The sequence below is a fragment of the Fimbriimonadaceae bacterium genome, from assembly GCA_019638775.1.
GTDB lineage: Bacteria > Armatimonadota > Fimbriimonadia > Fimbriimonadales > Fimbriimonadaceae > JAHBTD01.
The window spans coordinates 978,640-993,389 of sequence record JAHBTD010000001.1; the positions used below are offsets into that span (position 1 = coordinate 978,640).

Annotated in this window: 12 protein-coding genes; 7 read left to right on the forward strand and 5 right to left on the reverse strand. The window is 55.5% G+C overall.

All coding sequences use genetic code 11. The features are described from left to right. Positions 1–13: 13 nt before the first annotated feature. Together KF784_04590 and KF784_04595 are read right to left on the reverse strand one after the other, a co-directional pair. A complete protein-coding gene (locus tag KF784_04590) occupies positions 14–835 on the reverse strand; it encodes a helix-turn-helix domain-containing protein (protein MBX3118321.1) in 822 nt (273 codons plus the stop codon). Positions 836–882: 47 nt separating this feature from the next. After that, positions 883–1,440 (reverse strand): isochorismatase family protein, encoded by a 558-nt coding sequence (locus KF784_04595; protein ID MBX3118322.1) that lies wholly within the window; start codon positions 1,438–1,440, stop codon positions 883–885. A 131-nt stretch (positions 1,441–1,571) separates the two neighbouring features. Here KF784_04595 and KF784_04600 point away from each other — a divergent pair, with 131 nt between their 5' ends. After that, positions 1,572–2,081, forward strand: coding sequence for a hypothetical protein (locus tag KF784_04600; protein ID MBX3118323.1), 510 nt, complete (start codon positions 1,572–1,574; stop codon positions 2,079–2,081). 132 nt (positions 2,082–2,213) lie between these two features. Here KF784_04600 and KF784_04605 read toward each other — a convergent pair whose 3' ends face one another. Further along, positions 2,214–3,071: a hypothetical protein gene (locus KF784_04605; protein ID MBX3118324.1), complete on the reverse strand. Its 858-nt coding sequence runs from the start codon at positions 3,069–3,071 to the stop codon at positions 2,214–2,216. Positions 3,072–3,174: 103 nt separating this feature from the next. On the opposite strand from KF784_04605, the gene KF784_04610 reads away from it, so the two are divergent. Continuing rightward, complete coding sequence (locus KF784_04610) at positions 3,175–3,840, forward strand: MgtC/SapB family protein (protein MBX3118325.1); 666 nt, start codon at positions 3,175–3,177, stop codon at positions 3,838–3,840. A gap of 53 nt (positions 3,841–3,893) precedes the next feature. Then, positions 3,894–5,585 carry a menaquinone biosynthesis decarboxylase gene (locus KF784_04615; protein MBX3118326.1) on the forward strand — a complete coding sequence of 564 codons (1,692 nt, stop codon included), beginning with the start codon at positions 3,894–3,896 and terminating at the stop codon, positions 5,583–5,585. 3 nt (positions 5,586–5,588) lie between these two features. On the opposite strand, the gene KF784_04620 is transcribed toward KF784_04615, so the two are convergent. Next, positions 5,589–6,989, reverse strand: a complete 1,401-nt coding sequence (locus tag KF784_04620; protein MBX3118327.1) for a hypothetical protein — start codon at positions 6,987–6,989, stop codon at positions 5,589–5,591. A 37-nt stretch (positions 6,990–7,026) separates the two neighbouring features. Further along, complete coding sequence (locus KF784_04625; GenBank protein ID MBX3118328.1) at positions 7,027–8,178, reverse strand: PEP-CTERM sorting domain-containing protein; 1,152 nt, start codon at positions 8,176–8,178, stop codon at positions 7,027–7,029. A 130-nt stretch (positions 8,179–8,308) separates the two neighbouring features. Between KF784_04625 and KF784_04630 the strand changes: the two genes are divergently transcribed. The 4 genes from KF784_04630 to KF784_04645 all read left to right on the forward strand — a co-directional run bounded on the left by KF784_04630 (position 8,309) and on the right by KF784_04645 (position 14,715). Beyond that, a complete protein-coding gene (locus KF784_04630; protein ID MBX3118329.1) occupies positions 8,309–9,766 on the forward strand; it encodes a hypothetical protein in 1,458 nt (485 codons plus the stop codon). Positions 9,767–9,831: 65 nt separating this feature from the next. Further along, on the forward strand, positions 9,832–10,494 hold the full coding sequence (locus KF784_04635) for an aquaporin (GenBank protein MBX3118330.1): 663 nt from the start codon (positions 9,832–9,834) through the stop codon (positions 10,492–10,494). Between the two features lie 104 nt (positions 10,495–10,598). Next, a complete protein-coding gene (tadA, locus tag KF784_04640) occupies positions 10,599–12,347 on the forward strand; it encodes a Flp pilus assembly complex ATPase component TadA (protein ID MBX3118331.1) in 1,749 nt (582 codons plus the stop codon). Positions 12,348–12,765: 418 nt separating this feature from the next. Continuing rightward, positions 12,766–14,715, forward strand: a complete 1,950-nt coding sequence (locus KF784_04645; GenBank protein ID MBX3118332.1) for an MCP four helix bundle domain-containing protein — start codon at positions 12,766–12,768, stop codon at positions 14,713–14,715. Positions 14,716–14,750: the final 35 nt, after the last annotated feature.

Consider the following 14,750-nt stretch of genomic DNA (forward strand, 5'->3'; position numbering starts at 1 on the left):
GTTTTCGACTCTGCTAGTTCAAATCGAGGGTGCGGAATCTGGAGTTGGACGTAGTTTTGCGATAGGCGAGGGGGGTCATGCCCGTGTGCCTTCGAAACACCCGGCCGAAATGGCTTTGGTCGCTGAACCCTAGCTCGGCAGAAATCTCGCCAATAGACTGTTCCGTAGAAGACAGCATCCGCAAGGCTTGCTCAACACGGAGTGAACGCACGAAATCGCCCATCGTGACGCCATAGTGCTGGCGAAAGATGCGGGCTAGGTAGCTCCCATCCCGTCCGAACTCGCGCTCGACCTCGCCAAGACATGGCTCCGTGTGAAGATGGCTTCGAAGGTATTCCTCAACCCGCGCGGGCCAACGAGGAGCGTCGCAACAGGTGCGGGCGAGACGTTGCGCTGTTACGACGGCCTCGACAACCAGACTCTCCAGAATGAGAACACTAAGGGAATCCGGCTCGGCAACTTCCCGAATCGCCTTTTGCATAAGTTGGCTGAGGTCCGCGCGTCTCGTATCGGTGCGTGTTTGGAGGAGCCCCACCTGAGACAGCGAAGAATAAAGGTTTGGGTGAATGCTGAAATACATCTCGCGCGTCGGCATCCCAAAAATCGTATTCGAATGACGATCCCCCGCAGGGTGAATGGTTAGCGTCCCTTCTCGACACTCATACTTCTGCTGCCCAAACCATTCGTCATAGCCGCCTACGAGGACGAACGAGACATACGGAGTCTTATGGTCGTGCACGGGCACGGACGTACATGGACGGTATCTTTCGATATAGGACGACAGCCGGTCGCTTTGCGGTCCGCGAATCAGATAACGTTGTCTTTCTTCAGCCACTGGAGTGCTATACGCATAGATCAAGTCGGGCAGTTGCGATCATCGCCCTACGCAAAGTCCTTCACAAGCTTCAAAACCTCACGGAAGTTTGGATGTCCGGCCGACCCCATCCACTCGTAAGCGATGGATTCGGTGTGGGCGACTTGGGCTCCGGCGTCACGTATTCTGTTTATTCCAATGTTGTGCCTATCGTCAGATCTCGACGAAACTGCATCTTCGCAAACAAAAACTTCATAGCCAAACTCAAGCAGCGGCAAGGCCGTTTGCGTGACGCAGATGTGGGTCTCGATCCCCACCAGGACAATCTGCTCCTTTTCATGCTTGCGGATGTACTCCAGCACACTTTCGCAGCCCAAGCATGAAAACGCCATTTTTGCGTACGGTGGCTCCGAAAGGAGAGTGATAAACCGGTCGTCGGTGCCGCCCATCCTTTCTGGGTACTGCTCCGTCGCCAAGATCGGAACATGCAGTTCGTGGGCCACTCGGGCGAGGAATTCGCAACGTTTGAGAACACTTTCCGACTCCACAATCCCCCCTAAAAACGAGGGTTGAAGGTCCACGAGAAGAAGCAATGACTCCTCCCGACTTGCGATTCCTGTCGGCATAGTTCATTATGTCTAAGACCGAATTCGAACCAGGTTGTTTGACTGGCACGTCTTGATTCAGTAAAATAACCGTGCTCAACAGGATTTGGGCGGATAGCTCGGTCCGAAATACGGAGGTTAGGCAAGTCACCATGAAACGAGTCATGCTCTTAGCCGCATTAGCGGCAACAATCGGTACCAGCGCAGCGGCATCCGCTCAAAAGCTGGGCGACGTCACACCATACAACTTTGCGTTCCGCATTGGTTTGGTCTACCCAGTGAATGACAATCTGCGAGACATCAACGATAATTTCATTCTCCTTGGCGCAGACTACACGTTCACTTCTCAGTATCTGAAGAACTCGGATACCTTCTTGTCGATCGACTACATCGCCAAGGCGCTCAACGGCGACCAAGGCAGCTATTGGCCGATCCTGATCAACCAGCGATTCTACGGACAAGATGGAATGTACTGGATGGTCGGCGCGGGAATCGTCAATGCTGACTTCACGCGAACCGACACCGTGTTCGGCGCGCGCGTAGGCGTTGGCAAGAACTTGGGTCCGAACATCTTCGCCGAGGCGTCGTTCTTCTGGAGCGACAAGATCCGTGGCGATCTTCATGCGAACAGCATCGGCTTCTCGCTCGGCTATCGGTTCTAAGGGAATCGAACAGCTAAACAAGAAATCCGCCTGTCTCCTTTTGGGGCAGGCGGATTTTTTGATCAGCGGTCAGCGGTCAGCGGTCAGCTATCGGCTATCGGCTATCGGCTATCGGTGATCAGGAGTCTCCCTTCACTCGCCAAGTCGCTGGTGGATCGATTCTCCGAGCTCTTCTTCGGCGCGCCCAAGCTCCTGCCGAGCGGCTTCGTCCAGCCTGAGCTGCTCCAAAACGGACCCCATCACGCTGCCCGACGCCAACGCCTCTGTCACCGTCATTTGGCTGTGGACGAGGTTGCTCAGCCGCTTTGAAAGCTCTTCCAAGTCCCGAATGCGCGCCTCAATCACCTTGCGGCAGTTTTCGCTGTTCTCGGGAAACTTCTCCATTAGCGCCGCTTGGTTTAGCGAAACGATCATGGCTTCGTCGGCAGCGGCTTTCACCGCTGGCTCATGCTTTTGGAGGAGGGTTGCCGAACGTGAATCCTTTGTTTTGAGCATGCCCTGGATGCGGTTGTAATAAGCTGCTGACCGCTCCAGCAGACCGTATGTGAACGGTTTGAGCTTGTCGGAGGAGGTGCGCGGGCCGCCAAAGCTCATGCCAAAGATATCGATTCGGAAGCTGTTATTTCGCTGCTGCGAGTTCCACTCGTTCCACCCGATGTGCGTGGCAAGCCTTTGGATTAGGGCTCTCGCGTCCGAAGTTAGCGATACCTCTGGTTGTGGCACATTGCGGTGTCTTCGCCGGATCATCTGGCTGATGCCGAGAAACACGCTTCCTACTGTAAGTTGGATAAGCCCAGGAATCATGAGCGCTTTGACGGTGCTGAGCATCCCGCCAAGCGTGAGCCCAAGGCCAATGAGAGAAACGATTACGCCTGGGATGAGGAACCCGAGAAAGGTGCCGTTGACTCCGGAATAGCCCCAGAATGCGGTCGCCTTTGACCAAATGAAGCGGTCAAGCGAAGAGGGCTCGTGGCGTTGCGGATTCGACATTAACTCTATTGTAAGGGACGGCCAGAGCCTGCATGGGTCGAAGACCTTATCTTGTCTGGCTCGAAAAGGACTTTTGATAAGGACCGCGAACCTCCTTCTTGGCATGGAAAGCTTTCGCGGCGTGTTCTCTTCTGAATCTTGGCTGTTCGCGCTGGAAGTGATGCTCAAGCTCGGACTCGCAGCCGTGATCGGCGGAGCCGTCGGCTATGAGCGCGAGCTTCACGGACGGCCTGCTGGAATTCGCACGCACATCCTGATCATCATCGGCGTGACCCTCTTTTGCGAGGTTGGAAAGAGTTTGGGCGGCGACACTGGGCGCACGGCGGCAAACGTCGTTACCGGCATCGGCTTCCTCGGCGCAGGCACGATTTTGCGGATGGGCGCAGAGATCAAGGGCCTCACGAGCGCGGCATCGATCTGGGCCGTCGCCGCCGTGGGTATGGCAGTGAGCGCAGGCGGGCCGTATTATCTGATCGCGATCTTGGGGGCGGCGATGACGTTGATCACGCTCTCTTGGGTGGATCATCTGGAGAGGAGACTGGTGCCACATTCTCACCCCAAAGCGATGCAGGTGGAGCTGGATTCGCAGGCAGCGGCGATGGCGCTGATGGAGTCGTTGACGAAGGACAACGGTTCGGTGAAGGCGATTCGAATCATGAGCCAGGAACCGCAAGTGATCGTGCAACTTGACGTACAAGGACCGTACGACGCCCTGCTGGCAGCCGCGATTGGGTGCAACGGGGTCCGCTCTGCGCATTGGTTGGATTAAGCCTTAGTTCACCAAGCAATACACATCTCCAATTCGCGTACACTCTGACCGGAATGGCGTACCGCGATTTTCAACACTTTCTTGAGGCTCTTGAGGCGGCTGGCGAGCTGAAACGGATTACGGAGCCGCTGTCGCCGTATTTGGAGATCACCGAAGTTGCGGATCGGGTGATGAAGTCCGCTGGTCCGGCGTTGCTGTTTGAGAATGTGGTCGGGCCAGCGCCCCGGCTGGGCACGCCGAATCCAAAAAGCGCGGTGATGGGGCATCCCAGCATTCATCCGGAGAGTTCGCCAGCGTATATCGTGGGGGATCAGCGATCAGCGATTGGCGATCAGGGGACCTCCCACCCCCTACCCCCTCCCTCCATTTCCGGAAAAATGGAGGGAGGGGAGGAATCCAAAACCCAAAACCTAAAATCTAAAATCCTGCGGCCCAACACTGACTTGCGCACCTACATGCCCGTCGCCATCAACACCATGGGCTCGCGGAAACGGATGTCGATGGCTTTGAGTTGCAGCGACTTTGAAGAGCATGCCGAGCGCATCGAACAGCTTCTGAAACTGCCGAGCAGCCCGCCAAAAGGGATCAAAGATATCCTCCAGATCGCACCGCTGATGAAGGAGATTCTCAGCACGACCAAGCCGAAAGAAGTTAGTCGAGGAATCTGTCAGGAGGTTGTGCTGAAGGGGGATGATATCGACCTCACCAAGCTTCCGATCCTCACCTGCTGGCCCGAAGACGGCGGCCCGTTCATCACCCTGCCGATGGTCTTCACCTACGACCCTGAAACCGGCAAACGCAACGTCGGCATGTACCGCATTCAGGTTCACGACAAGAACACTTGCGGGATGCATTGGCAGATGCACAAAACCGGCATGCGGCATATGGAAGCTGCTGGCGAGAAGGGCAAGAAGATCGAAGTTTGCGTCGCCATCGGCGGAGATCCCTGTTACGCCTTTGGCGCGATCTCTCCCCTGCCCCCCGGCATCGACGAGATGGTGTTCTGCGGGTTCTTGCGCAAGCAAGCGGTCGAGATGGTGAAGGCAAAAACCGTGGACATCATGGTCCCCGCCGACTGTGAGATCGTCATCGAGGGCTATGTCGACCCGTCCGAGCGGCAGCTGGAAGGGCCGTTCGGGGATCACACTGGCTACTACTCCCTCGCCTCCGATTTCCCGGTTCTGCATGTGACCTGCGTGACCATGCGCAGCAAAGCGATCTATCCGGCAACGATCGTGGGCATTCCCCCGATGGAGGACGGCTGGATGGGCAAGGCGGTGGAGCGGATTTTCTTGCCGATGATCCGGCTGACCGTGCCCGAGATCGTGGATATGCACCTTCCCGTGGAAGCGTGTTTCCACAACGTAGCGTTCGTCTCGATCAAGAAGAAATATCCCGGCCACGCGTACAAGATCATGAACGCGATTTGGGGATTGGGCGGGCTTGCGTTTACTAAATTTGTCTATGTTTTCGATGAAGACTGTAATGTACAAGACATAGGAGAGGTGCTTTTCCGCATCGGCGCAAACTGCGACCCAGGGCGGGATGTTTTGCTTAGCCGGGGTCCGGTCGACCAGCTCGACCACGCCTCCCAGCAAGAAGGATTTGGCGGGAAGATCGGGTTCGATTGCACCCACAAGTGGCCTGGGGAGAACGGCTTTAGTCGGGACTATCCAAAGCTGATCAAGATGTCGGACGACGTGAAAATAAAGATCGATGGGCTTTGGAGTCGACTGGGGCTGTAGCCGCTACTTTGCCTTGCCATTCTGATCGCGCTTCTTTGCGGCAAGCTCTTCTCTCAGCCCTGCCAAAGATTGGCGATGCGCTTCCTGTGCCTCTGCGTAAGTCCTTTGCGCCCACTCTGTTGGAACATATAGATCGAACCGTTCGTTTTCAAGATCGACGCGGTAGACCAGCCTTGCTTTGATTCCAGTCGCAGGCTCTGGCCAAGGCTGATCCGGCATAGGGATCTTCGCATAGAAGGAGTGAGGATGTTCTCGCCTAGATCTCATATTCAACTCATCAATCCTCCACCACGCAATTTCGTCCTCGGCGCTGGCACCAGCCAGAAGGACTTTCATCGGCTTACGAAACTCTTGATAGAGCGGACAATTCAGCAAGGTCACGGCATCGCTTGGAGTCAGATTGTACTGAAATGTAACCAGTGCCTGGTTGTTTAGCGATTCTACGAATCGTGCTGAACTATCAGGGCACTCCACCCTAACACCGAGGGGCGAAGTAATCCTCCAGCCAGGCTGGTTTGAATCGCTAAACCAGTGGATCGGCGGCAGTTCAAGAGTCTCCTCCCAGGTTCGATAGCGCGTCACGGTGCCGTATACATGCATCAGTTGTTGGCCAGGGCTTGGTCTCTGACCGAAGCCGAGCATATTGACCGAATCATGCTGAGTTCCCTGCTGAAGCCAAAGCCGAGAACTGTTGCCGTGATGCCACTCTCCTGTGTAGGCGAATCTGATCTCGTACTGGTCGCGAGGATCGTGCCCGCCAGACAAGAACAGATCGACCGTGTATTTGCCTTGGCGCAAGCCGATCGTTCTTCCAAGCACCACTGCCTGCATCTTGGGAGCCTGATCTTTTGCAATGACTCTGCGTGGCGGGCGAAGTCCTGACACTCTCCAGCGGCCCACTTCCGCGCCGTTAGCCTTCAGTATCAAATTTGATTCACAAAAGCTCGGAGGGAAATGGTGCAAAACGCCCAAGTACACAATTCTGTCTTCAGTCGCCTCTTGGTGCGTTACTGGGGACGCGCTATTACTCGGCAGGCGCACACTTACGGGAGCATGGTTGCCGGATTCGTCCTCGAGATATGCAGAGAGTCCATTGACGCTCTGCAGGCTGGTCGGGTAGCCGACGAAGAAGGCAGCGGCTAGACCTGAATAGTTTGCGTGATAGCGACTGCCTTTGTAGGAGAGTGTTGCCCTGCCCCCAAAAGGTGGCGAATGAGACCCCAGGAGTTCATAGCCCTCATCCGCGCGGACCAGCCTGGTCGAAAGGCCGCTGAATTCATCCCAGACGGAAAGTGTGACCAATCCCACCAACAGGCTGAGAATCAGAAGCCACTCCCTGACGTCCTTCCAAGCCAAGTGGTATTCAGCCACATACTCCGGGGGGTGGGTCAGTTCTTCTTGCAATTGTTCACTTCTCCCCAGTCTCTTGAGTTTTGTGCGCTCAGCCGACTTTCTCGCGCCGATGCGCTCTGCGCCTGCGAGCAATGGCGGCTAAGCCGACTGCAAGGGCGAGAGCCGACGCGGGCTCGGGAACGGGCGCAGCGTGGTAGTAAAACTGGCTCTGATCGCTCCGAATCGCCCAGCCTACGAAGGAGCCGTCGGAAGCCGATGCAGACAGGTAGTAATGCTGGGCCTGGGCAGAGTCAGGGCTCAGCAAAGATTCGATAGGCGCTATCCCACTCTGATGCGTCCAAATCGCTACACCCCCTTCAAGACCCCCAAGGCCGCTAGTACTTGCGGTCACACGAACTCCGAGGACAACGCCGGACTCGGAGACGCTTCGCGCCCCCATGTACCATTCCAGCCCATCCTTCTGGAACGAGCCCGTCGGCACAAATCCCATCGACTCAGACCAGGCGTATCCGACATCGCCAGTGCCAGAAAGAAAGGTCATGCCAGCCACATGCCCAGAAGAATTCAGCGCATCGCCAGAGACACTCAAATAGCCTCCTGCTGCATGAATCAAATGCGCTACCGTTCGATCTGGATTCCACACGACCCCAACGCTGGAGCCAGAGATCGTTGCCGTTCCAACGCTCCTGCCCGACTCGGCAAGGTCGTTCACGCTCGCCTCTCCCCCTGGATCGGCAAGGGTTTGGAATCCGTTGACAGCATCCCAGATAAACGCAGTGAGAACTCCAGGACTCAGCTCAGCCATCACGGCAGTCTGTCCCGCGTCGTTGATTCTTTTGACGCTCACATTGTCCGTACCCGGATGAAGGATTCTTCGGTATCCGCTGACGCTATCCCACAGAAGCATAGCGGCAGGACCGCCTGTATTGGAGTTTGCATACCCAAGGGCGAGGCCAGAGCCATTCAGGTCGAAGAAAGAGACGTCTCTAAAACCGCTTCCATACTGGGGGATAGCAGTCGGCGTTCCGAACGCATCTGCATAGACCCCTTCCAGAAAGTTAGGCGGATCAACGTATCCGACCATCGCGCCCGATGAGTGCAAAGCCGTCGGAGCGAAAGCGCTGTACCCGGCTGGGGGAGCGATCTCTTTGATCCGATACTGCGGCTGAGCCTGCATACAGGAACAAAGGCCAGTCAAAGAGGTGAGGGCAAAGCCAAAACGTAAGACAAAGGGTCTCATTGCAGTCACATAAGCCAAAAAAAAGCTCTTTAAGTATACGAGATGAATACGCTTAGAACAGTTCATAGGTGCGCCATCATACTTGCCTGAATCGATAGCGTGCACTAAGCGTCCTAACCCATGAGGGCGTATGCTACAGCGTTTTTTGGAAACCCTTTGGTCGGGATTCACCGAAGTCGGCCGTTTCTTAGCCGAGCGACAAATCGTCATTCTCCTCTTCTTCGTGACCATTGTCGTCGCGGGAGTCGCCCTTTATATCGCCGACCGCGACCGGTTCGAAACCATTCGTCAGGGGCTTTTGAACACATCAAAGCAGAGCGGAAGCTGGACGCTCTATGCGTTGATGCTACTCGGAGCAGGCTACATGCTGGTGGCGATCCGTGGCATCGTCAACGACCAGCGCATCATCGCCGAGAACGCCGAGTACTCGGCTAAAGACGACCCCTCCCTCGGCGGGATTTATCAGTACGGTCCGTCAGCAGCCGGACTCGTGGAGAAGACCTACACCCGAACACTTACCCTCCCACCCGCATTTCTCGACCGGCTCGGCTCCGAAGGCATCCAGTCGCTCACGCCTTACCTGCAAGACCCGTCCTCGACGAACATCCTCAAACTCAGCGACACCTTCCGCAAGAGCGGACAGGATGCGGTTTTCACTCGGGAGGTCGTGCGGATGGAGGAGCAACCGCTGCCCATCCAAAACGCCGTCGTCAATGTCGACGTGCACATGCGGGATGCCGAATCCACCAGCTCGAAGGTTTATGACGTCGACTTCCGGTCCGAATTCACTTTTCGAAACCCAAGTTCCGAAGTCGCCAAAGTCCGCATGACCTTCCCCTTGCCTCAACAATCGGGTCTGTTGAGCAGTTTTTCGTTCAAGGTCGGCGAAGAGCCGGTTAGTAATCAGGACGAGATGGAGAACTACGTTTGGGAGGGCATGCTCCAGCCCGGCGAGACACGCACCGCGACGGTCGCCTACAAGAGTCAGGGGGGCGGGGCGTGGGTCTACAACATCGGCTCACGACGGCGGCGCGTCGAGGCGTTCACGCTGAACTTGAAATCGAACAGCGAAGTGCGGTTCCAGCGCGGCGGACTGTTCCCCACAACCTCGAACGACAACTCGCACACGTGGAGCTTGTCCGACATCATCACCACCCAAAACATCGAGCTCACATTCCCCACCCTTCAAGCCCGCAAAGAGGCTATCACGAAGGCGTTGGTGTTTCAGCCAGCTGCCCTCCTTTTGCTTCCGATCCTCGTGCTTTGGTGGGGTTGGCGCATGCGCAAATCGGCGAATCTGAGCGCTCTCTTCCTCGGTTTGGCGGGCATGACTCTTGGATTCGCCTCAACTGCGGTGCTGCTCGGCTACATGCAGATGTTCCTGGCGCTGCTGGTCGGCGGGTTCATCGCCGCGGTCCTTGCCGTGCGAGCGGTCGGCATGAGCTTTATCGTCCCGGTCGTCGCAGCGGCGCTCGCCCCGATGGCATTCCTGAACGCGGAGCATTCGGGGTTGTTGCTTGTGATTGGTGCGCTGGCGCTGTGGACGGTATCTGAACCTGCGGCAAGGAAGGGCCAGGTTAAAGATTAACCACGACTCGCGCCGATTGTTACTGCCCCACCGTCCTTTTCAACGATCATTGCGTAGGTTGAGAAATGAAGGTCTTTACAGAATTTATCGGATCGTTCCTGTTTATGCTCGCCATTCCGTTGGCCATTGGCAATGCTGGGAACTTGGCCCCGCTGGCAATCGGCGCCGCACTCATGGTGATGGTCTATATGGGTGGACACGTTTCGGGCGCACACTACAACCCTGCGGTGACACTGGCTGTCTGGTTACGAGGAAAGATGGACTTGAAGGACGTCGTTCCCTACATCGTCGCCCAAATCCTCGGCGCAATTGCTGCCTTTTTCATGGGTTACTGGCTGCTTGGCTCGGCGATGACTCTCGCTCCTGGTGAAGCGTTCGCACCTGCGAAAGCATTGGCGGTTGAGATCCTCTTCACCTGCATGTTGGTCACAGTGATTCTCAACGTGGCGACCGCCAAAGCAACCGCTGGAAACTCCTATTACGGACTTGCCATAGGCTTTACGATTGTGGCGGCGGCGTTCGTCGGGGGGCCGATTTCTGGCGGTGCGTTCAATCCCGCAGTTGGTATCGGCGCAACCGTTTCCGGAGCGCTGTTTGGTGATGGAAACTGGAGCAATCTTTGGCTCTATCTGGTGGGTCCGTTCGTTGGCGCAGGATTAGGGGTTTTGATCTTTAAGGCTCAGCATGGAAGCGCCGAGGCCTCAGCCTCTGAAGCGGCATCGGCTTAGGGCCGCGGTTCTAAATCCCCGTACTCTCATCAGTTTCAACGGCTCCGTTCAGCCCCGATAACTTACTTGGGATTGATCCGTCCTGTCGGATCGCCCGGAGGGTTATGGCTCAACTAAAGCAAAAGCTTGGCGAATTATTGACTGGACAACGGTTGGTCACAAAGAAGCAACTCGAAGAGGCGCTCGAACTGCAAAGAGACACCTCAGCTCCACTGGGAAGCATTCTCATTTCGATGGGAGCGATTACCGAGGATCTGTTGCTTCGTGTTCTTGCCGCCCAAATGGGCGTCGCTCCGTGGCATTTTGAAACTCAACCACCACAAAAGGATGTTGCGCATGTCCTTTCTCCGGAAGCATGTGACCGCTACCAAATGTTGCCCGTGCAAAAGCGCGGCGACCTCCTGACCGTAGCAATGCGAAATCCGATGGATACAGAAGCGATTGACCTTGCTCGTAACCTCTCAAAGATGCGCATTGAGCCGGTGCTGGCAAACGGCGAGCGTCTTCAGCGCGCAATTCAAATTACACTACAAACTCTGCCTGCCCGTGGCGGAAAGTCGATCGATAACCTTGTCGACCAGGCTATTAAGGAGTTTGGACGAGCGAGCAGCGGCCCTGAAGAGGCGATGCTTGACCAGGCAGACTCTCGGCCCGTCGTTGGGGTCGCCAACCAGATTTTGAGCGATGCGATCCGGATGGGATCGTCGGACGTACACATTGAGCCGTATGCCAATCGTGTCGAGGTTCGCTATCGCGTGGATGGGCAGCTTGTACGCGTTCGACAGATGCCGGTAGATATCTTGCCAATGCTCGCCACGCGCATCAAGATCATGGCTGAGCTCGATATCGTCGAAACTCGGATGCCCCAAGATGGACGCGTTGCCGCTGAAATCGATGGGAGGAAGGTTGACCTTCGTGTTTCCGTTATTCCAAACCACCACGGACCGCGCATCGTTTTGCGAGTTCTCGATAAGTCGGTTTCGCTCAAGAATATGGCGGATATCGGTTTCTCGCAGAGAAACGAAGCAACTTTCCGCTCGATGATTCAACGACCTTATGGGATGATCCTTGTCACTGGCCCCACGGGCAGCGGTAAGACAACGACCTTGTATTCGGCGCTGCAAGAGATCAAGACCGGAACGAACAACATCCTCACTTGTGAGGACCCGGTTGAATACGATATCGACGGCATTGGTCAGGCTCAGGTCAACGACAAGATTGGACTGAGCTTTGCGTCACTGCTGCGCTCGGCACTGCGACAAGACCCAGACGTGATCCTTGTCGGTGAGATTCGCGACAAAGAGACCGCCGAAACCGCGATCCGAGCTTCTCTTACGGGGCACTTGGTGCTCAGCACGCTCCACACAAACGACGCGCCGGGAGCAATCCCGCGATTGCTGGATATGGGCATCGATCCTTATCTTCTCAGCACTTCGCTGATCGGTGTCACCGCCCAACGCCTGGTCCGGTGTTTGTGCAGCCACTGCAAGAAGGAAGAGACCAACGAGGCCGATCTTGAGCTGCTGCGTACGATTTCTGGTCAGGAAGATGTGAGCGCCTATAGCCCAGGCACGTGCGTCAAGTGCAGCCGTACAGGCTACAAAGGTCGCATGGCGCTGCATGAGATCATGCCCGTCGTGGGGGATGTCGCCACTGCCATCGCCGAGCGCGTGCCGGTAGACCGCCTGCGCGAGCTCGCGCACGTAGCTGGCTATGAAGAGATGCAGGCAGATGGCGTCCGTCGCATTCTGCAGGGCAAAACTTCAATCCAGGAAGTTCGGCGCGTCGCCAACTTTGAAGTTCTCGGAAGCGCTCCGCAATTCGGGGGCGCGAGCCTTAGGTTAGCGGCATAAAGGGGCCACTTTACGATCTCAGGTGGGCACAAGCAGAGGCACTCAAACCTCAGCTCGTGCCTACTTTCTGTTTGCCCCGGAACTTTGACTATCTGTTACCAAAGGGGATCGATTTATCGATATCGTCTGGGCCTCCCGAAATTTACAAGCTCCTACCTGCCAACTCTACTAACCACTTTTTGCCTTGTTTTGCACAATTCTTGGTTGTTAAAGAAAAGTGTACATACGCATCTACAATCGCGATGCCGATTATCAATCGTGGGCTAGTACGTAACTGTACGATTACCGGGGTGTTGGCTTGATTGGGGGAACTGTCAGGCGATTATTGACATGTGAAAGCAAGCCCGATTACGACGGTGGAGAGAACTGACCACGGCTGTTGAACAGCCCAATCACTGCCCGAATGGGAGATTAAAAAATGAAATGGTTTTCTAACTTGAAAATCGGTCGAAAGCTGGCTATCGCGTTTGGGATATGTATCCTCTTGACGAGTGTTATGGGGATCATTGCGATGCAGCGCATATCTCAGCTCGGGTCGCAGTCTGTGGAGTTTACAAAGGAGCTTGCTCTTCTGGAACTGCTTGGAGACCTTGACGCCGACATTCTGAAGTTTGTTCGTGCGGAAAAGAATCACATTCTGTCTGAGAACGCTACCGAGAGGGAGAAGCACCAAGCAAGCGCTGCCAAGTTCAAGAAAGAGTCTGAAGAGGCTTTGGGCAAGCTTGAAGAGTATTTGCACACACCCAACGGAGAGAAGTTCAGTGCAAAGCTGCACGAGCTCTTGCCCGTGTATTACGCTAACGCCGACAAGGTTTTTGTACTTTCGAATGCTGAAAAAGATATCGAGGCGCAAACCCAGTCACGAAGTGGACGGAAATACCTTGACGAGATCGACAGTGCAATGGAGGAGTTTGAGGTCTACGTTGCTGGCAAGATCGAAAAGGAAAAAGCGATCGCCACAAAGACCATCTCTTCTTCTCGAGCAACGATGATTGGGCTCATCGTCTTTGTCGTCGTAGTTGCTCTCGCCTCTGGATTAATGATCACAAGAACGATCAGTGGAGCGTTATCTCAGGTGCAAAAGGCTGCAAAAGGCTTAGCAGTGGGCGACATCAATCAAGAGATCACCATCAATACAAAGGACGAATTTGGCGACCTTGCGGCGGACTTCCGAGAATTGATTGACCAGCAGTCGCAGATTGCACGAGCTGCGGAAGCAGTAGCAAGCGGAAATCTTGCCGTTCATGTACAACCTAAGTCGACCAATGACGTTCTCGGGCAAGCTTTCTCAAGCATGCTGGATAACCTTCGAAACCTGGTTTCAGAAGTTGCGAAAACGACTCAAAATGTGACGAAGTCCAGCGAGTCACTGAGCGCCATCGCCACTCAATCGAGCTCGGCATCAGAAGAGATCAGCCTTGCGATACAGCAGGTTGTGACGGGCGCTACAGAGTCCGCTGAAACGAGCACACAGATTGCTCGTGGCAGCGAACAGCTGGCTATCGGCGCTTCCGACGCAAGCATCGCGATGGAGAAGCTGGATAACGCTGTCGCCCAGGTTCAGGAAGGCAGCGAAAAGCAAACCACTGCCACCGCACGTGCCAATGAAACGGCAATGGAAGGCGGCAAAGCTGTTCAAGCGACAATTGAAAGCATGGATCGCATCTCGAAGCAGGTTGCTATCTCTGAGGAAGCGGTTCGTGACCTTGGTGAAAAGCAGGCTCAGATCGGCGCGATTGTCCAAGCTATCGACGAGATTGCCGAGCAGACAAACCTGCTTGCCCTGAATGCCGCTATTGAAGCAGCAAGAGCAGGCGAGCATGGCCGCGGCTTTGCCGTCGTTGCCGAAGAGGTTCGCAAGCTTGCCGAGCGATCCAGCGAATCGACTAAAGAGATCGCCTCGCTTATCTCTACGATTCGAGCGGGCGTCGACCGTGCTACTAACTCGATGGCGACAAGCGCCGAAGAGGTTGCCGAAGGGTCAAAATTCAGCGATGCCACCAAGAATGCTCTTGCGGAAATCCTTGAGGTTATCGCGAATGTTCGAGAGTTGGCAGAGCAGAATGCGACCTTGGTTGCAAGCATGGGTACCAACGCACGCACCGTCAGTGACGCGATCACCAATGTGGCTTCCGTAAGTCAAGAGACGGCTGCAGGAGCCGAAGAGATGAGCGCATCTGCTGAGGAGATGGCTGCAGCAACCGAAGAGGCCTCTGCCGCAGTTCAGCAGCAGACGGCTGGGATTTCGGAGGTTAGCCGAATGGCTGGCGATCTCATGGCAGTTTCTGTTGAACTGCAAGAGCTGGTCGCCAAGTTCACACTCGGTGATGACGGAGACAACAGCCATCCGCTCACCCTTGCAGCATAAGCACAACCAGAACCTGCAAATCAAAGATGGCGAAT

Excerpts from the sequence above, each read along its gene's own strand:
- KF784_04595 (MBX3118322.1), bottom strand. The coding sequence starts at position 1,440 with ATGCCGACAGGAATCGCAAGTCGGGAGGAGTCATTGCTTCTTCTCGTG.
- KF784_04600 (MBX3118323.1), top strand. The coding sequence starts at position 1,572 with ATGAAACGAGTCATGCTCTTAGCCGCATTAGCGGCAACAATCGGTACC.
- KF784_04605 (MBX3118324.1), bottom strand. The coding sequence starts at position 3,071 with ATGTCGAATCCGCAACGCCACGAGCCCTCTTCGCTTGACCGCTTCATT.
- KF784_04610 (MBX3118325.1), top strand. The coding sequence starts at position 3,175 with ATGGAAAGCTTTCGCGGCGTGTTCTCTTCTGAATCTTGGCTGTTCGCG.
- KF784_04615 (MBX3118326.1), top strand. The coding sequence starts at position 3,894 with ATGGCGTACCGCGATTTTCAACACTTTCTTGAGGCTCTTGAGGCGGCT.
- KF784_04625 (MBX3118328.1), bottom strand. The coding sequence starts at position 8,178 with ATGAGACCCTTTGTCTTACGTTTTGGCTTTGCCCTCACCTCTTTGACT.
- KF784_04630 (MBX3118329.1), top strand. The coding sequence starts at position 8,309 with ATGCTACAGCGTTTTTTGGAAACCCTTTGGTCGGGATTCACCGAAGTC.
- KF784_04635 (MBX3118330.1), top strand. The coding sequence starts at position 9,832 with ATGAAGGTCTTTACAGAATTTATCGGATCGTTCCTGTTTATGCTCGCC.
- tadA (MBX3118331.1), top strand. The coding sequence starts at position 10,599 with ATGGCTCAACTAAAGCAAAAGCTTGGCGAATTATTGACTGGACAACGG.
- KF784_04645 (MBX3118332.1), top strand. The coding sequence starts at position 12,766 with ATGAAATGGTTTTCTAACTTGAAAATCGGTCGAAAGCTGGCTATCGCG.